This window comes from Citrobacter sp. wls615, assembly GCF_005281355.1.
GTDB lineage: Bacteria > Pseudomonadota > Gammaproteobacteria > Enterobacterales > Enterobacteriaceae > Citrobacter > Citrobacter werkmanii.
Genome location: NZ_SZXM01000007.1, coordinates 23,744 through 47,134, shown reverse-complemented (window position 1 = coordinate 47,134; position 23,391 = coordinate 23,744). Strand labels below are relative to the sequence as shown.

General features: G+C 51.8%; 22 protein-coding genes and 1 tRNA gene. 6 read left to right on the top strand and 17 right to left on the bottom strand.

The window, feature by feature from the left end:
* Window positions 1-23 precede the first annotated feature (23 nt).
* The 4 genes from pgaD to pgaA are packed head-to-tail and all read right to left on the bottom strand — an operon-like array spanning window position 24 to window position 6,351.
* Entirely contained in the window at window positions 24-530 is a 507-nt protein-coding gene (gene pgaD, locus FDX04_RS03265; RefSeq protein ID WP_042310833.1) for a poly-beta-1,6-N-acetyl-D-glucosamine biosynthesis protein PgaD, read from the bottom strand.
* Entirely contained in the window at window positions 527-1,861 is a 1,335-nt protein-coding gene (gene pgaC, locus FDX04_RS03260) for a poly-beta-1,6-N-acetyl-D-glucosamine synthase (protein ID WP_061382400.1), read from the bottom strand. The genes pgaD and pgaC overlap by 4 nt, the downstream gene beginning before the upstream one ends.
* A complete protein-coding gene (gene pgaB, locus FDX04_RS03255) occupies window positions 1,858-3,879 on the bottom strand; it encodes a poly-beta-1,6-N-acetyl-D-glucosamine N-deacetylase PgaB (protein WP_137361287.1) in 2,022 nt (673 codons plus the stop codon). Before pgaB ends, pgaC begins: the two co-directional genes overlap by 4 nt.
* Before the next feature lie 9 nt (window positions 3,880-3,888).
* Window positions 3,889-6,351 carry a poly-beta-1,6 N-acetyl-D-glucosamine export porin PgaA gene (gene pgaA, locus FDX04_RS03250; protein ID WP_137370434.1) on the bottom strand — a complete coding sequence of 821 codons (2,463 nt, stop codon included), beginning with the start codon at window positions 6,349-6,351 and terminating at the stop codon, window positions 3,889-3,891.
* Window positions 6,352-7,155: 804 nt separating this feature from the next.
* Between pgaA and FDX04_RS03245 the strand changes: the two genes are divergently transcribed.
* Entirely contained in the window at window positions 7,156-7,692 is a 537-nt protein-coding gene (locus FDX04_RS03245) for a GNAT family N-acetyltransferase (RefSeq protein ID WP_137361289.1), read from the top strand.
* 208 nt (window positions 7,693-7,900) lie between these two features.
* Here the strand turns inward: FDX04_RS03245 and FDX04_RS03240 are convergent, their stop codons facing one another.
* From FDX04_RS03240 to actS, 3 genes are all read right to left on the bottom strand, one after another.
* Window positions 7,901-8,224, bottom strand: coding sequence for a hypothetical protein (locus FDX04_RS03240; RefSeq protein WP_137361290.1), 324 nt, complete (start codon window positions 8,222-8,224; stop codon window positions 7,901-7,903).
* Window positions 8,225-8,541: 317 nt separating this feature from the next.
* A tRNA-Gly gene (locus tag FDX04_RS03235) sits at window positions 8,542-8,615 on the bottom strand.
* Between the two features lie 79 nt (window positions 8,616-8,694).
* Window positions 8,695-9,453: an amidase activator ActS gene (gene actS, locus FDX04_RS03230; RefSeq protein WP_137361291.1), complete on the bottom strand. Its 759-nt coding sequence runs from the start codon at window positions 9,451-9,453 to the stop codon at window positions 8,695-8,697.
* A gap of 165 nt (window positions 9,454-9,618) precedes the next feature.
* Here actS and idi point away from each other — a divergent pair, with 165 nt between their 5' ends.
* Window positions 9,619-10,167 (top strand): isopentenyl-diphosphate Delta-isomerase, encoded by a 549-nt coding sequence (gene idi / locus FDX04_RS03225; RefSeq protein WP_137370433.1) that lies wholly within the window; start codon window positions 9,619-9,621, stop codon window positions 10,165-10,167.
* 85 nt (window positions 10,168-10,252) lie between these two features.
* Here the strand turns inward: idi and lysS are convergent, their stop codons facing one another.
* From lysS to xerD, 5 genes are all read right to left on the bottom strand, one after another.
* Window positions 10,253-11,770 (bottom strand): lysine--tRNA ligase, encoded by a 1,518-nt coding sequence (lysS, locus tag FDX04_RS03220; RefSeq protein WP_006686909.1) that lies wholly within the window; start codon window positions 11,768-11,770, stop codon window positions 10,253-10,255.
* A gap of 9 nt (window positions 11,771-11,779) precedes the next feature.
* A protein-coding gene (prfB, locus tag FDX04_RS03215; RefSeq protein ID WP_100194817.1) for a peptide chain release factor 2 occupies window positions 11,780-12,878 on the bottom strand; the annotation gives its coding sequence in 2 pieces (ribosomal slippage) (window positions 11,780-12,802 and window positions 12,804-12,878; 1,098 coding nt in all).
* A 91-nt stretch (window positions 12,879-12,969) separates the two neighbouring features.
* A complete protein-coding gene (gene recJ / locus FDX04_RS03210; RefSeq protein ID WP_137370432.1) occupies window positions 12,970-14,703 on the bottom strand; it encodes a single-stranded-DNA-specific exonuclease RecJ in 1,734 nt (577 codons plus the stop codon).
* A 5-nt stretch (window positions 14,704-14,708) separates the two neighbouring features.
* The gene (dsbC, locus tag FDX04_RS03205; RefSeq protein ID WP_137370431.1) at window positions 14,709-15,422 is read right to left on the bottom strand and encodes a bifunctional protein-disulfide isomerase/oxidoreductase DsbC; all 714 of its coding nucleotides are present in this window, start codon (window positions 15,420-15,422) and stop codon (window positions 14,709-14,711) included.
* 23 nt (window positions 15,423-15,445) lie between these two features.
* On the bottom strand, window positions 15,446-16,342 hold the full coding sequence (xerD, locus tag FDX04_RS03200; RefSeq protein ID WP_038633475.1) for a site-specific tyrosine recombinase XerD: 897 nt from the start codon (window positions 16,340-16,342) through the stop codon (window positions 15,446-15,448).
* A 112-nt stretch (window positions 16,343-16,454) separates the two neighbouring features.
* Between xerD and fldB the strand changes: the two genes are divergently transcribed.
* A complete protein-coding gene (gene fldB, locus FDX04_RS03195) occupies window positions 16,455-16,976 on the top strand; it encodes a flavodoxin FldB (protein WP_038633478.1) in 522 nt (173 codons plus the stop codon).
* 99 nt (window positions 16,977-17,075) lie between these two features.
* On the opposite strand, the gene FDX04_RS03190 is transcribed toward fldB, so the two are convergent.
* Together FDX04_RS03190 and sdhE are read right to left on the bottom strand one after the other, a co-directional pair.
* Entirely contained in the window at window positions 17,076-17,483 is a 408-nt protein-coding gene (locus FDX04_RS03190; RefSeq protein ID WP_038633481.1) for a protein YgfX, read from the bottom strand.
* Complete coding sequence (gene sdhE, locus FDX04_RS03185) at window positions 17,464-17,730, bottom strand: FAD assembly factor SdhE (RefSeq protein WP_016154349.1); 267 nt, start codon at window positions 17,728-17,730, stop codon at window positions 17,464-17,466. Before sdhE ends, FDX04_RS03190 begins: the two co-directional genes overlap by 20 nt.
* 256 nt (window positions 17,731-17,986) lie before the next feature.
* On the opposite strand from sdhE, the gene ygfZ reads away from it, so the two are divergent.
* The gene (ygfZ, locus tag FDX04_RS03180) at window positions 17,987-18,967 is read left to right on the top strand and encodes a tRNA-modifying protein YgfZ (RefSeq protein WP_061382415.1); all 981 of its coding nucleotides are present in this window, start codon (window positions 17,987-17,989) and stop codon (window positions 18,965-18,967) included.
* A gap of 91 nt (window positions 18,968-19,058) precedes the next feature.
* Here ygfZ and FDX04_RS03175 read toward each other — a convergent pair whose 3' ends face one another.
* Window positions 19,059-19,718, bottom strand: coding sequence for a hemolysin III family protein (locus FDX04_RS03175; protein ID WP_038633489.1), 660 nt, complete (start codon window positions 19,716-19,718; stop codon window positions 19,059-19,061).
* Window positions 19,719-19,881: 163 nt separating this feature from the next.
* Entirely contained in the window at window positions 19,882-20,193 is a 312-nt protein-coding gene (yqfB, locus tag FDX04_RS03170) for a N(4)-acetylcytidine aminohydrolase (RefSeq protein ID WP_042310876.1), read from the bottom strand.
* A gap of 52 nt (window positions 20,194-20,245) precedes the next feature.
* On the opposite strand from yqfB, the gene FDX04_RS03165 reads away from it, so the two are divergent.
* Both FDX04_RS03165 and bglA read left to right on the top strand, forming a co-directional pair.
* Window positions 20,246-20,974: a MurR/RpiR family transcriptional regulator gene (locus FDX04_RS03165; RefSeq protein ID WP_042310878.1), complete on the top strand. Its 729-nt coding sequence runs from the start codon at window positions 20,246-20,248 to the stop codon at window positions 20,972-20,974.
* Between the two features lie 120 nt (window positions 20,975-21,094).
* The gene (gene bglA / locus FDX04_RS03160) at window positions 21,095-22,528 is read left to right on the top strand and encodes a 6-phospho-beta-glucosidase BglA (protein WP_137370430.1); all 1,434 of its coding nucleotides are present in this window, start codon (window positions 21,095-21,097) and stop codon (window positions 22,526-22,528) included.
* A 94-nt stretch (window positions 22,529-22,622) separates the two neighbouring features.
* Here bglA and FDX04_RS03155 read toward each other — a convergent pair whose 3' ends face one another.
* Window positions 22,623-23,366 carry an SDR family oxidoreductase gene (locus tag FDX04_RS03155; RefSeq protein ID WP_137370429.1) on the bottom strand — a complete coding sequence of 248 codons (744 nt, stop codon included), beginning with the start codon at window positions 23,364-23,366 and terminating at the stop codon, window positions 22,623-22,625.
* Window positions 23,367-23,391: the final 25 nt, after the last annotated feature.

The following is a 23,391-nucleotide window of genomic DNA, read 5'->3' as shown; positions in this document are numbered from 1 at the left end:
GGAAGTGGCGGGTAGCAGAAATATCACTCAGTCCCTTTCTGTAACGATGGCTCCCGCTCCGGCGGCAAATATTCCAGCATTGCAGGCGTCGGCGGCGGCAGGCGGTTATCGGCGATGTGCTTGTCCACATCGATATGACTGATTTCGCCATTCTCATGATGATGGACCGTCAGCACCCTCGCTTTGTTCAACTCCGTAACCAGTTCACGGGTAATGCGTAAACTTTCTGCCAGCTCATGGTGTTCCAGTCCTGGTCTACGGCTGCGACGCTCCACCCGAAAGCGAAACTGGTTGTATTTCGCCCAGCCGATCAGCACCAGTCCGTTGACCAGCGCGACAAGGATATAAAACGTGACCGTATCCAGCGTGGTGAAAAAGGGACGCACGCCCATATACGGTGAATGCGCCAGGGCCGTGATTAGCCCTTTATAGATCAGGTATAAAAAACCAACCCAGGCGATGACCGTCAACAGCACGTCGATGATGCGCGGCAGTAAACGCCGTTCCGTAAAGATCAGTGGCTGGCTCATGATTCGATCCTCCCAATTCCACGATCAGGACTCACCCAGCGCGCCCTGCCGCGTTTGCGTTTAAGCATCACTTTCGGGAAAGCCACCAGCGTAGTGAACAGGCTTAGCATCCAGTACACCACCGGGAACCAGATAATCCAGAACAACGAGGCGCCAATGCCTTTTTCATAGCGTCGTTCAATCATCAGGCTCACTGCAAACTGTATTAAGCAGACCACACCGAGAATAAGTCCGGTAAAGGCTGGCGGGAACAGATGTTGTACATACAACGAGTCCGGCATCGGAATCATCAGTCCCAGCAGGAACAGTACGATACTGATCGCATAGGCAAACGACCAGGCGGTAGAAAAACAGAATTCGAAAAACAGCGGCCACATGCGGCGGAACTCCCACGACCACAGACGACGCATGTTAACGATAAATACCTCCGCCCCACCTTGCGCCCAGCGCAGGCGCTGCTTCCACAGCCCTTTTAACGTTTCAGGCATCAGGATCCAGCACAGCGCGCGCGGCTCAAAGAATACCGACCAGTGGCGCAACTGCAGCTTCCAACTGATATCGATATCTTCGGTGATCATGTCCGGGCTCCAGTAACCGACCTCGGCCAGTGCGCGACGACGAAACGCCGCAACGACGCCGGAAACGGTAAAGATCTGCCCATAGACTCGCTGAGTGCGCTTAATCAAGCCGATAATGGAAGAGAACTCACCGACCTGCACACGACCGATTAACGTAGAGCGGGTTCGAATACGCGGGTTCCCCGTCACCGCACCAACGCGCGGGAACTGGATCAGCGGCGCCACCAGATACGCCACGGCATCGCGATCCAGTAACGCATCGCCATCAATGCACACCAGGTAATCACTGCGCGCTGCGGCCGCACCGGTCTTGAGCGCCAGTGCTTTACCCTGGTTTTCAGCCAGATGAATGACGCGCAGGCTGGGGTATTCCACTGCCAGTTGTTCCAGTACGTCGTGCGTGTCATCCGTCGAACCATCGTTGATGGCAATCACTTCGATATTCTTATATCGCTGTGCCAGTGCAGCCTCAATGGTTTCACGCGCGTTAATCCCTTCGTTAAAACAGGGGATCAGAATGGAAACCAGCGGATTTCCCTCCAGCGTCGGTGGCGGTGTATCGTCTCCCCATTTCCAGTGACGCTCACGATAAAACCAGAAATAGACCCCGCCGCTTATCCATAATGCAGACATGAATAAAGGCCAGAAGAAGACGAAGTTCAACATGACTTCACCTGTAAAGATGACAGCCACGCCAAAAGGTAGGCTGAACATCAGGCAAAGTATCAGGAAAGCAATAATGCGATCGGTCATTTTTGCGGGTACCAGTATGAGGAGAACGTCGAGCGAATCTCTGACATCTCAGGTTTGTCGCTGATGAAATCATCCGGATAATAGCCGTAGTTACCTGCACCACTAAGTTTCAGCTGGCGCATCCATTCAGCTATTTGTTTTCCACTGATTTCTGCTTCGTCCCCGGATTTGCGCCAGTCTCGTGCCTGCAGTTCAAACACGGTTTTGTCCAGCGCGCCGGGCGTTTGTGCAACGGCATTCACTAATCTGTCGAGCCAGGCGTTGGCATCATTAGCCGGGATCTGTTCCATGAATGGCATCGCCATCGGCGCCGTCCAGTCATAGGTATTGAGGAAATCATTCAGGTTTTGTGCAAACCAGGCTTCACTTTCAGGCTCCAGCACTGGTAAGGCGTAAATATTACGCGCGGTTTTTACCTGTGGACCGCGAATATTGCGTACCGATTGCGTCAGCTGCTTAGTAAAGTCGATCAACATCTTACTTTTCAAGCGCGTCCAGCGCTCGAAGGTCTGAGGGTTGCTACGGATTTGCTCAATACTTCCCGGAAGACCTGCGGCGCGGTAGGCGGCTAACGCCTCCGGTGACGCATCTTCAAAGTCCGTCAGGAAAGCATCGTCGTGGAACAAAATCCCTTTGAAACTGGCGTGCTTTGCCAGATCTTCATAGATATCAGTAATGCGTTTACGCGCTTCGCTGTCCCAGGGAGACAGACGCACATAATTCTCGCGGTTGATCGCAGTGCGTCCTGTTTTCGGATCCCATGCCGTCACGCGTGGAATGGACGCGTCGAGGTCGAAAGCCAGTACCGGCATCCAGGCATACACCGTCACCCCGGCCCGCGTTTGTAACTGCCAGGAGATATAGTTAAACAGATCGGCACGCATCGGCAGCCAACGGTTAGGGAAATAGAGTTCGCGAATATTCCCGTCGCCTTTAGGATCGGCGTACGCCTGCAGGAAGACATGAGAAATGCGCATGTCATAAACGCGCTGGATCAGCTTGTCGATGTTTCGCTTCTGCTGGGCAGGATCTTTGTCATACACGTAATCCAGATCGACGTGCATGACGCGCATCGTTTGCGGTTCACGTACCTGAGCGACCTGGCTGGCAAAGCGCTTGAGGGACGGATTATCAGAGATCAGTACGCGCGGGATATCATCCAGAAACGCGGCGTTCGCCAGCCCTTCGTTGAGCGTAAAGGCCATCTTATAGCCATGCTCTTTGGCCAGGTTTAACGTCGTGCCGTTAGCCGCACCGTAAGGCCATACCCACGCGCGCGGCGATTTCCCGGTTACCGATTTAATCTTATTGGTAATCAGCGAGATATCAGTATTAATGCGACGATTGTACTGTTCGTCGGTTTCGTAAGTCCCGGTTTTCTTATCGAAAAGGCGGTTCGCCACCGCAGGTTCTTTACTTCCCTGCGGGTTCGCCTCAGCACCGAAATGCGAGTTCCAGGTGTGCGCGCCCACTTCCACCAACGGCGATTTGCCCATTTCCTCGACCATCTTCCAGGTGGCAAATTTATCTCGCGCCGTCATCAAGCCGCCAAAATCGACTTTTTTATTGGCTGGAGAATCAACCCAACTGCCCACTGGCGCCCAGAGCGCAGGCCAGTTGTAGGCTTTCAGCAGCGGCCAGACACGGGTATAAAAACTGCTGTATCCGTCGTCAAAGGTGAGTAAGACCGCTTTTTCCGGCAACACAATTTTACCGTCATGGGCGTCCAGAATTTGCTGCACGCTGATCGGGTTATAGCCATTATCACGCAGCCAGGCCATCTGGTCGCTCAACGCGCTGGTGCGCACGGAGAGGTAGCGCTGGTCGGCGGCGCCATCCTCAACATCATGGTAGCCGAGCACCAGAAAGCTATTCTTCGGCCACGGATGATCCGCCGTCAGCGGCGTTCTCTCTGCGGGAGGAACATAGCGAGGCGTTGTATTATGCGCGCTGCTGCACGCGGTAATCATCAACCAGCCAGCGATTAATGCGCTAAGCCACAGGCATCTTTTCAGCATGAACAATCCTTAAAACCTGACATTTAAATCGAAAGCGAGGGAGATATTCCGCTCACGTTTACCGTCGTAGGGGCGTTTATCCCAAACCAGCATCACCCCGCCATCTACGACGTTGTTCCATTTCAGCCGTTGTCCGTATCCCACCTGGACGATAGCGCCTGCGTCTTCACCTTGCTGCCAGTAACCGCCGACTCCGGCTATGCCTTGCTGGGTCCACACTGTGTCATAGTGGCGGTAAAGAACCTGCTCCGCGCTCAGGCCAGGGACAACCGAAAAATCACTCTTCGGGTTGTAATACGGCACATTTTCTTTGGTGTTGGTGCTCCCGCCAATGCCCGGCGTAAAGTCCAGCGTGAAGCGCGGTGTAGTCCACATGCGCTCTTTTCCGCTCAGCCCGTATTCGATGCGATCGTTACCGTCCGAGAAATGTGATGCGGCAAACGACAGTTGATATTCACGTCGTTCGTTTTGATACCAGCGGACAAACATATCGCCGCCGTTGGCATACACGCCGCTACGCAGCGCGCGCAGTGGCGTGTTGCGCGAAAGACGCTCGGCCGAACCGCCAACGCGCCAGTTGTCATTGAAGTCATGCCAGCCAGATAGACGCCCACCAATCTTCTGACCATCACCATAATTTCGGCCAGACACTTCCATTTCGGCCCAGTAATCACGGGAAGTCCATTCTGCACCCGCCGCCAGATCGCGGCTGATGCCCTTCCCTTCCTCAAATTCACCGGTAGCGAAGTTGAATCCGGTAAACAGTCGCCAGTTGTCGTCAATTGGCGGGCTGTAAATCGCCGTGTTGATGTTGAAATCATTCTTACCGCTGACCGGACTATCGGACGAGATCCCCTGCGTGCCGCTAATACGTACTTCCGACATTTTATGCACATCACGAATACGCGCGAGGCGCAGCGTCGCTTCATCATCCGGGCTGCGAGCAATAACGTCATCCGTCAGTTCATCGGCCTGCTTCCACTCCTGGAGATCCAGCGCCACATAAGCCTGCTGACGCTCCAGTTCCAGGTTGCTTGGCTCAATCACTTCCGCCAGCTTCAGCTCTTTCTCCGCCGCATGCGGCAGTCCACGGGCTTCAAGAACAGAAGCATAGGATATGCGCAGCCCTTGGTTACCTGAGCCTGTGCGTGCCAGATGCTCAGCGAGTTTTTCTGCCTCCGGCAGTTCATTGGCTGCGATATGATATTGCGTCAGCAGCGACTGTCCGAGCAGCCAGTTATCGTTAGGCTGCGGCGTTGGCGAACCATAGATGCGTCGCAGGTACGGGCTGTCTTTGATTAACGCATCGACCTGCTTTTTCGCCGCATCAAAGTTTTCATTATCGATATGCGCGTAGAACAGATCCTGTTGATCCTCAGGACCGAGCGGCGTAACCGGAATCGGTCCGTTCGGATAATAGATGCTCGTTAGCATCGCTTCGGTTTTTTCCGGCTGGCGTTCGCTCAACCATGCTGATGCCACCCAGCGTTTAGCATAGTTTGGCACTTCACCGCTTGCGGACAGCGAATCATATTCCTGAACAACTTCGGCAGTACGCTTACGCACCAACAAGGCGCCCATGCGGTCAATTCTGGCCCGACGGACATCATTCTGCGCGGACGGTTCATCCTTCCAGGCAGCCAGCAACTGGTCATAACGGGCCAGCGCTTTATCGGCCACGATAAACCGTTCTTCTTCATTACGTGCGGACGTATAGGAGGAACGTACCATTTCTGCTGCGGCATCAAGCTCAAGGCGACGCTTCACCGGGTCTGCCGTTGGTACCACCTCTGCCATATTTAAGGCGGGCCCGGAAACGCGGTTTGCTGACAGCGCAGACAGCAATGTGGATTTTGCATTTTTGTTGCCCGGATCGACGTCATCCGCCTGGCTGGCGACTAACAATGCATCCCAGTTTTTTCCCTGCGAATGGTAGACATAGGCAAGTAGCGCATCAGAATCAGCCCCGGGATGTGCCTGCGCCCATTTATTCGCTTCAGTAAGGGCTTGCTGATTGTAGCGAGCATCCGCCAACGTCATTATCCAGCCGGTACGAACATCAACGTTATCAGGCTCTTCCTGTAAAACACTTTCCCAGACGGCTAAAGAATCATTCCAGTTCTTCTGATTGCGATACGCTCGTGCAGCGGCGACTTTGCCCCGGGCAGGTATATTCATCTGTCCACGATACTGCTGCCAGATTTCAATTGTGGTTTTATCGTTGTTATCGACCCAACTGGAAACTTGCAGCCAGTCGGCAACCTGATTGGGCGTTAGTGCGCTTTTCTTTCCCTGATCCTCAAGGAAACGTAATAGCGGTGCACTATTACCTCCCCGTGCTTCAATAACTAAAGCATCATAATCTGATACCGCCGCAGAGATTGGCATCGGGAAAAGAATGCTTGCCGTAAATAAACAGCTTACAGACTTAAAACGTTTAATGAAGTTGGCATGTCGACGCATACTTAACATATCTGCCCTTATATCTTACATCAGAGTAAAAATAAGCGTTTTCAATAAGTTACAGTCAATCCCTGACGGTTGCCGACCATGTAAGACGCACTGCCGCTTATTTCGTAATAGGGTTATGAAGCAATTAATTCTTTCGTCTTATTGACTACCTTTGCCTCGCCCTCTAATCCTTGGAAAGGAGGCATAAACTCGAGAATTTTATCACTCAACGTAGTTCATGGCTATGTAATAAGATAATGCTTAGGCAAAAAAAGTATTTTAAACTAAATTATCCTAATACTCTTGGGATTGCATTCTGGATTTAGATTAATTTTCCGTGACGAAGCCATGTGACGATGCAAACTATTGTTGGGTAACATAGCTACACTCCGTAACTGTTTGCACAGTAACTATTTGGTATGAATAGAGAAAGTTCTGATAGCAACCACTCTTATCACTATAAAAATAATGAGACAAACTCGACAACGTAATTTTAATTTACAGGCAGCATTGATGAAGTCAAATTAAAGGTACAGCCACGATAAACATTAGGCACAGTGATAATACCATGAAATCAAAGTGGTTTATTAATTCACAATTGAATGATAGTATTTTTTCATCCGGTCATATTGGCCTGAAAATTTATCAGCTTCTCTATTTATCACCCTGACTTGCTATTGACAGCATTAACCACAATTATTTTTACCCTTACTATTAACAAGCTTAATTTCATTGTGAGCTCCTGATTGAAGCATAACTTTTTGCGCTTACCTTCCTTTCAGACTTTCAGGTAATCTGAAAAAAGATGCCACCAGGAGTTGGTCGATGAAAATCGTTAATGCAGAAGAAAAACACATCCCCGCCATACGCGATATCTATGCACACCACGTTATTCACGGTACAGGCAGCTTTGAAACTGACCCACCGGATACCCACGAAATGCTGGCTCGGCTGGAAAAAATTCATAGTCTGGGGTTGCCGTGGATTGTCGCTCTGCAGGAAGACAGGGTCATAGGATATTGTTATCTCACTCGCTACCGCGAACGTTATGCCTACCGCTATACCCTCGAAGATTCAATTTACATTGACCCGGCGGCGCAGCGTCAGGGAGCGGGAAAAGCGCTACTGCGCCATGTAATTGACTGGGCCGAAACGCACGGCTATCGACAGTTAATTGCCATGGTCGGCGACAGCAATAATCAGGGATCGCTTAAAGTCCATCAGCAGGTCGGATTTACAGAAATAGGCACGCTGAAAGACGTTGGCTTCAAGCATGGTCGCTGGCTGGATACGGTTTTACTGCAACGAACCCTGAGTGAAGTGAATAGAAGTATTGAAGATGACCGACCAATAACCCTTTGATAATAAGGCTCAAAGAAAGGCTGTCATTAGGACCACCTCTTGGTCATACGCGGACGGAGGGCAGGAAGTATTCTTCAGGGTGACCACAGAACAATAGGCTTTAACGTTCTGGCCCCCTCGTCCTTTAATCTCAAGGGGGTAGTTGGATAAAACTCAGTGTTTTTTTGGGGAAATGTAACCGCTTTAGGGATGACAATTAATTCAGAGACTATTCGGTACCCTTTTTGTTCTTAATACACTGATATGTTACAGAATCTATCCCTTCAATTGCCCCACCACTATTCATATATGAGCTATCATCTAAAGGTCTTGCCGAGTCAAATTCCCACCCTTGGCATATTACGGTGGCGCGATTCTGGGCCTCCTCACCAAATGCTGGGCTCCACCACATTGGAGTGGATGAAGTGTAATGGTAGGCCATAGTAACAGTCCCCTCTGATTTATTAGCGTTAGCCGTATACATCGAAGGGTTCATGTTACATCCTGATAATGCAAACAAAGATGTTACAATAAAAGCAATTTTAATATTCATTTCATCACCATTAACATTTAATTTATTAAAGCTTGTTTTAATATCTGGAGCAAAATTTACACCTCTACATCCTTAGCACCGTTGATAGCTGGCTTTACGAGCAACTGCCGCTTTACGTGGCGATGCCTTGGGATCAAGGCCCTCAATAGATACCGTTTCGCTGGTAAAGATAAACATTTGTCGAGTGAATAGTATTGCTTTGAATCATGCTTGTAAGCCCATAAGGGTTACACAGTAGGTTACAGTCAGCTACTGTCAGGAGGCGTTACGCCACGACTTCAAGGGATTCAATGAACCAGGTAATGAAAGCAGGGTTATGGAGCGGGCGAAGGGAATCGAACCCTCGTATAGAGCTTGGGAAGCTCTCGTTCTACCATTGAACTACGCCCGCATTGAAGTGCGTAAGGGATTATAAACCTTACGCTCTTCTTGGCAAGGGACTAACCGACTGACTGGCGATTAATTCACCGTCAGCATTTGGGCTTACTACCCTGTGGGGGTAAATAGCGCAGTGGATCGATAGCCGTTGCGCGATAACGGATCTGGAAATGCAGACGCACCGTCGTCGCATCCGTGCTGCCCATCGTGGCGATCTTCTGCCCGGCTTTCACGTTTTGACCGTTGTTCACCAGCATGGTGTCATTATGCGCATAGGCAGTGATGTAATCCTCACTGTGCTTAATCATGATGAGGTTGCCATAACCCCGCAGTTGATTGCCGACATAGACCACCTTCCCCGCTCCAGCCGCGTAAATCGGCGTACCGCGCGCAGCTGAGATATCAATACCCTTGTTACCACCGTCCGCCGTGGAGTAAGGCAGGATCACCTTACCGCTGGCAGGCCATTGCCAGCAGCGTTGTCCTACCGGCGGCCAGGACGACTGAGGCACGGAAGAAGACGGTCTGACTGTCGCCGTTTTGGTAGAGGATTTCGAGCTTGTTTTACCAGAGGAAGAAGTGGATTTCGCACCGCCGCTGACCTTTAGCTTTTGCCCCACTTCAATGGTATAGGGTGGGGAAATGTTATTCAGGCGAGCGAGCTCTTTCACGCTGGTTCCGGTGGCGCGTGAAATACGATATAGCGTATCTCCCCGCTTCACGGTATACACGGAGCCGGAATAACTTCCTGCGTCAGACGACTTACTCCCGGAACAGCCAGATAGCAGCAGACCGACACACAGCAGCATCGCGACACTCAGGCCATTTTTCTTCAGGCGTCCTGCACTCAAAACAATACCTCGCAACATTTTCAGACGCTTTATCATAGCAGCCAGAAACCGGATGCCAAATCATATCGCGTAACGACCCCTCGACGCTGCATTTCACACCCACGGTTAATCAAACTGTCTTAATTAAGCATATAATGTGGGTGCTTAAGATTGATGGTGGACGCTATGCGACAGGAACATGTCATTTTATTAAATGAGCAGGGTCAGCCCTGCGGGACGCTGGAAAAGTATGCGGCGCATACCGCTACAACGCCTCTGCACGCTGCGTTTTCCTGCTGGATATTTAACGACCAGGGACAACTGCTGGTGACGCGCCGTTCACTGCACAAAAAAGCATGGCCAGGCGTCTGGACCAACTCTGTCTGCGGTCATCCCCAATCGGGAGAATCCACCGAAGCCGCTATTGTCCGTCGCGCTCGGTTCGAACTGGGTACAGACATTGACTCGCTCAGCTCCGTGTATGCTGATTTTCGTTATTGTGCCACGGACCCGAGCGGAATTATGGAAAACGAGGTGTGTCCGGTGTACGCCGCACATATCGTGAGTCCGCTCCAGCTAAACGCAGATGAAGTGATGGATTACCAGTGGAGCGATCTTGAGGATGTGTTGAGCGGGATTGACGCAACGCCGTGGGCGTTTAGCCCGTGGATGGTAATGCAGGTTTCAAACGGTAAGGCGCGAGGATTACTGCGCAAGTTTGCCAACGGGAATTAATTGCCTGATGGCGCTATGCTTAGCTGGCCTACATAACGAATCGTAGGCCGGATAAGGCATCAGCCGCCATCCGGCATTTCACATCTTACTTAACCGGGCGCATCGCCGGGAACAGGATCACGTCGCGGATGGTGTGGCTGTTGGTGAACAGCATAACCATACGGTCGATACCAATACCCAGACCCGCAGTCGGCGGCAGACCGTGTTCCAGAGCGGTAACGTAGTCTTCATCGTAGAACATCGCTTCGTCATCACCTGCATCTTTGGCGTTAACCTGATCCTGGAAACGCTGCGCCTGATCTTCTGCATCGTTCAGCTCGCTGAAACCGTTACCGATTTCACGACCGCCGATGAAGAATTCGAAGCGATCGGTGATTTCAGGGTTTACGTCATTACGGCGCGCCAGCGGAGAAACTTCTGCCGGGTACTCGGTAATGAAGGTCGGTTGAATCAGATGCGCTTCCGCGACTTCTTCGAAGATCTCGGTCACGATACGGCCCAGACCCCAGCTCTTCTCAACTTTGATGCCGATAGATTCAGCGATCGCTTTAGCAGAGTCGAAGTTATCCAGATCGGCCATGTTGGTTTCCGGACGATATTTCTGAATCGCTTCGCGCATGGTCAGTTTTTCGAACGGCTTACCGAAGTCGAAGACTTCTTCGCCGTAAGGCACTTCGGTGGTGCCCAGAACGTTCTGCGCCAGCGTACGGAACAGTGATTCGGTCAGTTCGATCAGATCTTTGTAGTCTGCATACGCCATGTAGAGTTCCATCATGGTGAACTCTGGGTTATGACGAACTGAGATGCCTTCGTTACGGAAATTACGGTTAATTTCGAACACGCGTTCGAAGCCGCCAACCACCAGACGCTTGAGGTACAGTTCCGGCGCGATACGCAGGTACATATCCAGATCCAGCGCGTTATGATGGGTGATGAACGGACGCGCAGCGGCACCGCCAGGAATCACCTGCATCATCGGGGTTTCCACTTCCATAAAGCCGCGACCCACCATGAACTGACGGATGCCAGCCATAATTTGTGAACGCACTTTAAAGGTATTGCGGGATTCATCGTTAGAGATGAGATCCAGATAGCGCTGACGATAACGCGCTTCCTGGTCCTGCAGCCCGTGGAATTTATCCGGTAGCGGCCGCAGCGCTTTCGTCAGCAGACGCAGCTCGGTGCAATGAATGGACAGCTCACCGGTCTTGGTCTTGAACAACTTACCTTTCGCGCCAAGGATATCGCCCAGATCCCATTTTTTGAACTGCTCGTTGTAAACGCCTTCCGGCAGATCGTCACGAGCAACGTACAGCTGAATACGGCCGCCAACATCCTGCAGCGTAACGAATGAGGCTTTACCCATAATACGGCGGGTCATCATACGGCCAGCAACGGATACCTCGATGTTCAGCGCTTCCAGCTCTTCGTTTTCTTTCGCGTCGAAGTCAGCATGCAGTTGGTCTGAGGTATGATCGCGACGGAAATCGTTCGGGAACGGGATCCCCTGCTCACGCAGGCTCGCCAGCTTCTCACGGCGCGTTTTCAGTTCATTGTTAAGATCGGCTACCGCGTCAGCGCCCTGTACGTGTTGTTCAGACATGTTGGTTCCTCATAACCCTGCTTTCAAACTTGCTTCGATAAATTGATCCAGGCTGCCATCCAGCACCGCCTGCGTGTTACGGGTTTCAACCCCGGTACGCAGATCTTTAATGCGGGAGTCATCAAGGACATAAGAACGAATCTGGCTACCCCAGCCGATATCTGACTTATTGTCTTCCATCGCCTGTTTCTCGGCATTCTTCTTCTGCATTTCCAGTTCATAAAGCTTCGCTTTCATCTGCTTCATGGCCTGGTCTTTGTTCTTGTGCTGGGAACGGTCGTTCTGACACTGCGTCACAATCCCGGTCGGGATGTGGGTGATACGTACCGCCGATTCTGTACGGTTAACGTGCTGACCGCCCGCACCAGAGGCGCGATAAACGTCAATGCGCAGATCCGCCGGGTTGATGTCGATATCGATATCATCGTCAACTTCCGGATAGACAAACGCCGAGCTGAACGACGTATGGCGGCGACCGCCGGAGTCGAACGGGCTCTTACGTACCAGACGGTGTACGCCGGTTTCAGTCCGCAGCCAACCGTACGCATATTCGCCAGCAATTCTGATGGTCACTGATTTAATACCCGCCACTTCACCTTCAGATTCTTCAATAATTTCAGTCTTAAAGCCGCGTGCTTCAGCCCAACGCAGATACATACGCATCAGCATGCTTGCCCAGTCTTGCGCTTCCGTACCACCGGAGCCAGCCTGAATATCGAGATAGCAATCTGCGCTGTCATATTCGCCGGAGAACATACGACGGAATTCCAGCTGCGCCAGCTTATCTTCCAGGGTATCGAGTTCTGCTACGGCTTCGTTAAAGGTTTCTTCGTCGTCGGCTTCTACAGCCAGTTCCAACAGGCCGGAGACATCTTCCAGGCCCTGGCTCATTTGGTCGAGTGTATCGACGATAGCCTCGAGGGAGGAACGCTCTTTACCCAGCGCCTGCGCGCGTTCGGGTTCGTTCCACACGTCCGGCTGCTCCAGCTCGGCGTTTACTTCTTCCAGACGCTCTTTCTTGGCATCATAGTCAAAGATACCCCCTAAGAACGTCAGAGCGTTCCGTGAGGTCCTGAATGCGGTTATTTACCGGATTAATTTCAAACATTGTCTGATTTCTTTTATTGGACTAGTCAAAATGCGGTTATAAGAGCGGGATTGTAACTAATCCACGCCCTTTTTTATAGCGATTAGTGACGCTAAAGTGGCCAGATATTATCGATTATTAGCTGCAAACTGCGGTTGCCGCGAAACTCATTAATATCCAGTTTATAGGCCAACTGAACATCGCGCACGCCGTTGTCCGGCCAGCAACTGGTATCAACGTTGAACGCAATTCCGTCCAGCAGAGGTCCGCCGCCAACTGGCTCCACCATCACCTTCAGATGACGCTCCCCCACCAAACGCTGCTGAAGGAGACGGAAATGTCCATCAAACAGCGGTTCCGGGAACATTTGCCCCCACGGCCCGGCATCACGCAGCATTTGCGCGACTTCCATGGTCATCTCCGCGGCGCTTAGCGGGCCATCTGACACCACTTCGCCCTGCAGCAAGGCGGGATCCAGCCACTCGGTTACCAGTTCGCCGAAACGCTGCTGGAAACGCTCAAACTGCGCCTCTTCCAGCGACAAGCCCGCCGCCATGGCGTGACCGCCAAACTTGAGGATCATGCCAGGATGAAGGGTGTCCAGGCGCTCCAGCGCATCACGCATGTGCAGCCCCTGAATCGAACGCCCGGAGCCTTTGAGCGTACCGTCGCCGGCAGGAGCAAACGCAATCACCGGACGATGAAAACGCTCTTTAATGCGCGATGCCAGAATGCCGACTACCCCCTGATGCCACTCAGGATGGTACATCGCAAGGCCGCCCGGCAGCGTCTCGCTGCTGCGCTCCAGCTTTTCACACAGGGTCAGCGCTTCCGCCTGCATGCCCTGCTCAATTTCTTTGCGAGTCTGATTGAGCGCGTCCAGTTCATTGGCCAGCACGCGTGCCTCGCCAATGTTGTCGCACAGCAACAGCGCAACGCCGACGGACATATCATCCAGACGGCCGGCGGCATTCAGCCGTGGCCCGAGCGCAAAACCTAAATCGCTGGCCACCAGCTTAGCCGGTTCGCGGTTGGCGATTTCCAGAAGCGCCTTGATACCCGGACGGCAGACGCCCGCACGAATACGGGACAAGCCCTGCCAGGTCAGGATACGGTTGTTAGCGTCCAGCGGAACAACGTCCGCCACTGTCCCCAGCGCGACCAGATCGAGATATTCCACAATCTTCGGTACCGCGATACCACGCGCGTCAAACCAGCCCTTACTCTTCAGGTGATTACACAGCACCAGCATCAGGTAGAACGCCACCCCCACTCCCGCCAGCGATTTTGACGGGAAAGGACAGTCCGCAAGGTTTGGGTTCACAATGGCATCGGCATTGGGCAGTATTTCCCCCGGCAGATGGTGATCGGTAACCAGAACGCGGATACCCAGCGCATGCGCATGATCGACCCCGGCGTGGGAGGAGATCCCATTATCCACCGTCATAATCATTTGTGCGCCGCGTGCATGGGCCTGATCGACCACTTCAGGACTTAAGCCGTAGCCGTCCTCAAAACGGTTGGGAACCAGATATTCCACGGTATTACAGCCCATCGCCCGCAGCGAAAGGACGCTTAGTGCAGTGCTGGTCGCGCCATCTGCATCAAAATCGCCGACCACCATAATGCGCAGGTTTTTCTCAAACGCGTCATGCAGCATCTCAACCGCTTTTTCCACACCCGTCAGCGTCTGCCAGTGCAGCATCCCTTTCAAGCTTCGCTCCAGATCGTTAGCCGTTCTCACGCCGCGGCTGGCGTATAAACGACGCAGCAATGGCGGCAGGTCGGCAGGCAGCTCGGTTGTCTCGTCGGCTTCACGCCGACGAAGTTGTATCTTTTGTTTCACGCGAATTATTTACCGCTGGTTTGTTTTGCATGTGCGTCGAGGAATTCTTTCATCTCTTTCGGGCCCTGATAGCCCGGCACGACATAGCCATTGCTCAGCACAATCGCCGGCGTGCCGGTAACGCCAAACTGCACGCCAAGCGCATAGTGGTTAGCGATGTCCACATCACAGGTCGCTGGTTTCACGTCCTTGCCTGCCATCGCATCATCAAAGGCTTTGTTTTTATCCTGCGCGCACCAGATCGACTTCATGTCCTGCTCAGCCTGGCTTTCCAGCCCCTGACGGGGGAAGGCCAGATAACGAACGGTGATCCCCAACGCATTATAGTCTTTCATCTCTTCATGCAGCTTGTGGCAGTAGCCACAGGTGATATCGGTGAAAACGGTAATGACGTGTTTTTCCTGCGGCGCTTTGTAGACGATCATCTCTTTTTCCAGCGCGTTCAAATGCTTCATCAGCAGCTGGTTAGTGACATTCACTGGGCTTGCGCCGCTCACGTCATACATCGGTCCCTGAATAATATGTTTACCGTCTTCAGTTACGTACAGCACGCCGCTATTGGTCAGTACGGTTTTCATGCCCGCCACCGGAGCAGACTGAATCTCTGTGCTCTGGACGCCCAGCTTTGCCAATGACTGGCGAATCGCCGTATCGTCTGCATGTACCATGCCGGAAAACGCCGTTGCCAGCAGAGTGAACATCATAAAACGTTTTTTCATAACCTATCCTATCCTGTCAGCACTCACGCTCGCGGGTGATGCTGTTGATGTAGTTGACGCAAGCGCTCCGTTGCGACATGAGTATAAATTTGTGTTGTTGAGAGATCGCTATGCCCCAGTAGCATCTGCACCACGCGCAGGTCAGCGCCATGATTGAGCAAATGCGTGGCAAAAGCATGCCGCAGGACGTGCGGTGACAGTTTTTCGCTGTCGATTCCCGCCAACACAGCATAGTGTTTAATACGATGCCAGAAGGTCTGACGGGTCATCTGTTGCGCCCGCTGGCTGGGAAACAGCACATCAATCGATACGCCGTTGAGCAACCATGGGCGGCCATGTTCCAGATACGTTTCCAGCCAGTACACCGCCTCTTCACCCAACGGCACCAGGCGCTCTTTATTACCTTTACCGATCACCCGTACCACGCCCTGACGCAGGCTGACGTCACTCATCGTCAGTCCCACCAGCTCAGACACGCGTAGGCCCGTTGCATACAATACTTCCAGCATGGCTTTGTCGCGTAGCTCCAGCGGTTGCTCAATAAGCGGTGCCTGCAACAACCGCTCTACCTGCGCTTCACTGAGATCCTTGGGCAGACGCTGCGGAAGCTTCGGTGATGCAAGCGAGGCGCTGGGATCGTCTTCGCGAAATTTTTCGCGGTACAGATGCTGAAAAAAGCGCCGCGTGGCACTGAGCAAGCGAGCGGAACTGGTGGCTTTATATCCCCCATCCATCCGCTCGGCCAGCAATGCCTGAAGATCATCGCTCTGCGCCGTCGCCAGTGAAACGCCGCGATGATGCAGCCATTCGACCAGCATGGTCAGATCGCGACGATACGCACTTAATGTGTTTTCCGCCAGATTTCGTTCCAGCCACAGGGCATCAAGAAACTGCTCGATGCGCGCCAGATCCTGTTCCACTCGCGCCCCTTATTCACTCTCATTTTTGATGCATTATGCCTCATTGTGCCGGGATTGCGGCGATTCTGTTACACTACCCGCAACGCTACAGCAGAATTGAGATGTTTACGTCATGAACATGGGTCTTTTTTACGGTTCCAGTACCTGCTACACCGAAATGGCAGCAGAAAAAATCCGCGATATCCTGGGTCCCGAACTGGTGACACTGCACAACCTCAAAGATGATTCCCCGACCTTAATGGAGCAGTATGATGTGCTCATTTTGGGCATCCCGACCTGGGATTTCGGTGAAATTCAGGAGGATTGGGAAGCGGTCTGGGAGCAACTGGACGACCTCAACCTGGAAGGCAAAATTGTCGCGCTTTACGGGATGGGCGATCAGTTAGGATATGGCGAATGGTTCCTGGATGCGCTGGGTATGCTGCACGATAAACTGGTCACCAAAGGCGTCAAGTTTGTCGGTTACTGGCCAACCGAAGGCTATGAATTTACCAGCGATAAACCCGTCATTGCCGATGGACAGCTGTTTGTTGGTTTGGCGCTGGATGAAACGAACCAGTACGATCTCAGCGATGAACGCATCCAGAACTGGTGCGAGCAAATTCTTGGGGAAATGGCCGAACACTGGTCCTGATAACCGTGTTGCCGGATGGCGCAGTGAACGCCTTATCCGGCTTACCTCACGCATCAAATCTAAGCCTTAAAGCTGCACGCCATCAGACATACGGTGGCATTACCCCTGCTTCGCCTGTTGCAGCATTAACCGCCGTAAGTCTCGCCACTCAGCCTCATCCATACTGTCTGCCGCCAGCCACAAATGCTGACGTTTCCCGGTATCTGAACGCAAACGCAGCATCATGCCTGTTTTGACCATCCAGGGCGCGCTCACGATAGTCCACTCCTGCCCTTGCCAGCGCAGACGACCGTCCATCAACAGCCTAATCTCGCCCTGACAGGCGTTAATTCTACGTTGGCTGCGTACGCTATCGAACACCACCAGAGAGAGCAGAACCATCCATAATGGGGTGTAGCTCAAAGGCCAGGGCATCAATAAAATAAATACCGCGACCAGCCCATGAACAAGCAACGAAAGCCACTGCGCACGCCACGAAACGCGTAAATCAGATTGCCACTGGACCACGTTCCCGATTCCGTGTCTGGATAAGTCGCACCATCTGCTCCAACTGAGCATCAGCTGGTTTCCCATGATTCATCAACCAGTTAAATAAATCTGGATCGTCACATTCTAGCAGACGGATAAAGATACGTTTTTCTTCGTCACTTAAGCTGTCATATTCATGTTCGAAAAACGGCATGATAGAGATGTCCAGCTCACGCATACCGCGGCGGCATGCCCAATGAATACGTGCTTTGTTATTAATATCCATGTTCTTCTTCCTGTCTCGCGAAAACGAAGTATCCGGCTATTGTAACGTGTTTTTCACACGCTTTTGCGGGAATATCAGCTAATGGAAGCACGTTCGCTAAATAAAACCGCATTAAGTCAAAGGATTCATCATTTTTGGATGTCACCTCGCAAAGCTTACTATATGGCACAAATAGCCTGATTAAACCGCTTGCAATGGGCCATAGCTCTTTTACCATTAGTCATTATCACGGCGTTAAGCAAATCAGGACATTATTATGGCTTTTACATCTTTTCCTCCTCGCCAGCCTTTTGCGTCAACGCGTTTACCTCTGACGCTAATGACGCTCGATGACTGGGCGCTCGCCACCATTACCGGTGTCGACAGTGAGAAGTATATTCAGGGTCAGGTCACGGCTGATGTCAGCCAGATGACCGAGTATCAGCACGTGCTGGCAGCCCATTGTGATGCCAAAGGTAAAATGTGGAGCAATCTGCGCCTGTTCCGTAACAGTGACGGTTTTGCATGGCTTGAACGCCGCAGCTTGCGCGATGCGCAGCTTACAGAACTGAAGAAATATGCGGTCTTCTCGAAGGTAGTGATTGCGCCGGACGACGAGCGTGTTCTGTTGGGCGTAGCGGGATTCCAGGCACGAGCGGCGCTGGCCAATCTCTTTAGCGAATTACCGAACAGCGATAAACAGGTTATTACCGAAGGTGCTTCCACAATACTGTGGTTCGAACACCCTGCCGAGCGTTTCCTGCTGATCGTTGATGTTGCAACAGCGGAAAGCCTGGTTGAGAAACTGCGCGGCGAAGCGGAGTTAAATAACAGTCAACAGTGGCTGGCGCTGGATATCGAAGCGGGTATTCCGGTCATTGATACAGCCAACAGCGGACAGTTTATTCCCCAGGCGACCAATATGCAGGCTCTGGGCGGGATCAGCTTCAAAAAAGGCTGCTATACCGGCCAGGAAATGGTGGCGCGCGCCAAATTCCGCGGCGCCAACAAACGCGCCATGTGGACTCTGGCAGGTACGGCCAGCCGGGTGCCGGAAGCAGGCGAAGACCTGGAACTGAAAATGGGTGAGAACTGGCGTCGTACCGGTACCGTACTTGCCGCAGTACAGCTCGCTGATGGCCAGATACTGGTGCAGGTCGTGATGAATAACGACATGGAAGCCGACAGCGTGTTCCGTGTTCGCGATGACGCAAAAACGCTGCATATTGTGCCGCTGCCGTATTCGCTGGAAGAGTAAAAGCTTAACGCCGGATGGCGCTACGCTTATCCGGCCTACAGGCACATTTTGTAGGCCGGATAAGGCGTTAGCCGCCATCCGAAATCAAGGGTTACGCCTGTCCAACATACAAATAAATCGCCAGGAAGTGGCAAACGCTGCCGCCCAGTACAAAGCCGTGCCAGATCGCGTGGTTATATGGAATGCGCTTACAGACATAGAAAATAACGCCCAGCGAATAGACCACACCACCAACGGCCAGCAACGTCACGCCTCCCGCCGCCAGTTTAACCGCCAATTGATACACCACAATCAGCGATAGCCAGCCCATTGTCAGGTAGGTCACCAGCGACAGAACTTTAAAGCGGTGCGCAATGGTCAGTTTGAATAAAATACCGAGCAGCGCCAGGCTCCAGATAACAATCATCAGCCCACGTGCCAGCGGCGAATCAAGCCCCACCAGCAGAAATGGCGTATAGGTCCCGGCAATCAGCAGATAAATCGCGCAGTGGTCGAATTTTTTCAGCCAGACTTTCGCTCTCTGATGGGGGATCGCGTGATACAAAGTTGAGGCGAGGAACAGCAGGATCATGCTGCCGCCGTACAGGCTATAACTGGTAATCGCCATAGCGCTGGCGTTGGTATCCACTGCCTGAACCAGCAACAACACCAGCCCGACAATCCCAAACACCAACCCGATACCGTGACTGATGCTGTTGGCTATTTCCTCTGCCAGCGAATATCCCTGCGCGATTAATGGTTTCTGAACCATAGCTTACTCCCGAGAAACGAACACTTTCGTTATTGCCCCTCTAGCGTAACTGAGAATGGTTCCAGTGAACACATGTTAGCTGTAATATTTATCTTAAAATAAATAGTTCATAAAAATCATATGATTAATTTTACCTTTTCAGCTAACAAGCGTACACATTAAATCAAATACATTTAAAATCAATCACATAAAACTGCGTTTGATCCGGGTAAATCTCGGCGATCACGTGTTTCAGTTCTTCAAGCGACATGTTTTCCTGTTGGGCATGTTTTTCGGTCAGCGTATCCAGCGTGACGGTTGACGTGCCAACAACTTCAATCGTGCAGAAGTATCCCTCATCTTCAAAGCGCCCAACCCGTAGAATGTCACCGGTTTTGAAGTGTGATTCGGACTCATCACGAATGGTGATGGTTTTGCGTCCGGCCAGTATGTCATCCTGGAAACGCTGAAAAAAAGTGATGTCATTTGGCTGCATGTTATTATTCCCTGTAGATGAAGTCTGATGAGTGAGTTTTGCTATTGTGAGTATGTTCTCCCACGCTGCCATCGCCAGTCTCAACAATCTTGAGATGCTGGTCTACAACTATGTCATCAAAAATCGTGACAAAGTCATGTACATGACCATTCGCGAACTGGCCGATGCCGTGGGTGTTTCCACTACCACCGTACTGCGCTTTTGCCGCAAGCTTAAGTGTGAAGGTTACTCAGAATTTCGCGTACGCTTCAAATTATATTTAGAGCAGAATGAACCGCAACAGGCTAATTTCAGCGCCAGCGAAATTATCAGCTTTTTTAAAAGCGTCAATAACGACGAATTCGATAAACTGCTCGATCAGGCTGTTGATATTATATTATCTTCCGAACGTATTATATTTGTTGGCGCAGGAACGTCAGGAGCGCTTGCGAAATACGGCGCACGTTTTTTCTCCAACGTCGGTAAATTCAGTAATCATATTGACGACCCTTATTTTCCGGTAACCAATGATATGGCCAGAAACGCGCTGGCAATCGTGCTTTCCGTCTCCGGTGAAACTGAAGAGATCCTACGCTTTGCCAGCCAGTTCAGCCTGCACAACTGTAAAGTGCTCTCTGTAACCAGCCATGAACACTCGCGTCTGGCGAAACTCGCCGACTTTAATCTCTCCTGGCACGTTCCACAAACGCGCATTGCCGGGGTATACGATATAACCACGCAAATCCCCGTTATTTATATTCTGGAATCACTTGGCCGCAAACTGGCGAAAAGAATAGCGTAAAAAAACAATCTGTTTTTTTGATGTAACAAATCACATTAACGTTATTTTGTTATATCGTGACATTTAGATTTGCTTTGTTAGACTCAAAATCAGATTGTATTAATTTGAGACTGAGCGCAGATGAAAAAACTTACCTTAGCAAAAGATTTTTTATGGGGCGGCGCGGTTGCGGCGCACCAGGTCGAAGGCGGTTGGAACAAAGGTGGCAAAGGTCCCAGCATATGCGACGTACTGACCAGTGGGGCACACGGCGTTCCACGAGAAATCACTCAGGAAGTCGTGCCCGGTAAATACTACCCCAACCACGAAGCCGTCGATTTTTACGGTCATTACAAAGAAGACATTAAGCTGTTTGCCGAAATGGGCTTCAAATGTTTCCGTACCTCCATCGCATGGACCCGTATCTTCCCCAATGGGGACGAAACCCAGCCGAACGAAGAAGGCCTGAAGTTCTATGACGACATGTTCGATGAATTACTGAAATACAACATCGAACCGGTCATCACCCTTTCCCACTTCGAAATGCCGCTACATTTGGTTCAACAGTATGGGAGTTGGACCAATCGCAAAGTTGTTGATTTCTTTGTTCGATTTGCCGAAGTCGTCTTTGAGCGTTACAAACACAAAGTCAAATACTGGATGACCTTCAACGAGATCAATAACCAACGTAACTGGCGCGCACCGTTGTTTGGCTATTGCTGCTCCGGTGTGGTGTATACCGAGCATGAAAACCCGGAAGAGACCATGTACCAGGTGCTGCATCACCAGTTCGTGGCCAGCGCGCTCGCAGTGAAAGCCGCACGCCGCATCAATCCGGAAATGAAAGTGGGCTGCATGCTGGCAATGGTGCCGCTCTATCCATTCTCCTGTAAGCCCGAAGATGTCATGTTCGCCCAGGAGTCAATGCGTGAACGCTACGTCTTTACTGACGTCCAGCTGCGCGGCTACTACCCAAGCTATGTGTTGAACGAGTGGGAACGTCGCGAATTTAACATCAGGATGGAAGACGGCGACGCGCAAATCCTGCGTGAAGGAACCTGCGACTATCTCGGATTCAGCTACTACATGACCAACGCGGTGAAAGCGGAAGGTGGTAGCGGTGATGCCATTTCCGGTTTTGAGGGCAGCGTACCGAACCCGCACGTCAAAACCTCCGACTGGGGATGGCAGATTGACCCGGTTGGCCTGCGCTATGCCTTATGTGAGCTGTACGAGCGTTATCAGAAGCCGCTGTTTATCGTTGAAAACGGTTTTGGCGCCTACGATAAAGTGGAAACAGATGGCAGTATCAATGATGATTACCGCATCGATTATCTGCGCGCCCACATCGAAGAGATGATGAAGGCGGTCACCTATGATGGCGTAGATCTGATGGGCTACACGCCGTGGGGCTGCATAGACTGTGTTTCGTTCACCACCGGTCAGTACAGCAAGCGCTACGGCTTTATCTACGTGAATAAGCACGATGACGGCACTGGCGATATGTCGCGTTCACGCAAGAAGAGTTTTGAGTGGTATAAAGCGGTGATCGCCAGCAACGGCGAGAATCTGTGATTTTTCGCCGGATGGCGCTGCGCTTATCCGGCCTACGGGAACTTAACCTGTAGGCCGGATAAGGCGTTTACGCCGCCATCCGGCAATCAAAGCGCTATTTTCCACCCGCCAGCTCAATAAAACTTCCCGTCACATACGACGCCTTCTCGCTCAGCAACCAGACAATGGCCTGAGCGACCTCTTCCGGCTGCCCGCCGCGCTGCATCGGCAGCATCGACTTCACGCGATCCACACGCCCCGGCTCACCACCGCTGGCGTGCATTTCAGTGTAGATCAGGCCAGGACGTACGCAGTTTACGCGGATCCCCTGCGCCGCCACCTCCAGCGCCAGACCGGTGGTGAGCGTGTCCACCGCACCTTTTGAAGCGGCGTAATCGACATATTCGAATGGCGCACCGAGCCGTGATGCCGCCGAAGAGACATTCACAATCGCCCCACCCTGACCGCCGTGCTTAAACGACATGCGCTTAACCGCTTCCCGACAGCACAGAAAATAGCCGGTAACATTGGTCGCCAGCACGCGGTTAATTCGCTCTGCAGTTAAGTTTTCCACTGTGGTCTGTTCAAATAAAATCCCGGCATTATTCACCAGCGCAGTCAGCGATTCCCCTTCACGGTCGATCGATTCAAACATCGCCAGCACCTGACTTTCATCACTGATATCCGCTCGCAAAGCAAATGCTTTACCGCCTGAAGCGACGATGTTATTCACCACCTCGGTAGCCGCACGAATATTGTGATGAAAATTAACCGCGACCGTGTAACCCTCCAGTGCCAGTTGCAGCGCGGTTGCTCGCCCGATACCGCGACTGCCGCCAGTAACAAGTGCGATTCCCATAGAGACCTCCAGATATGAAAAAGCC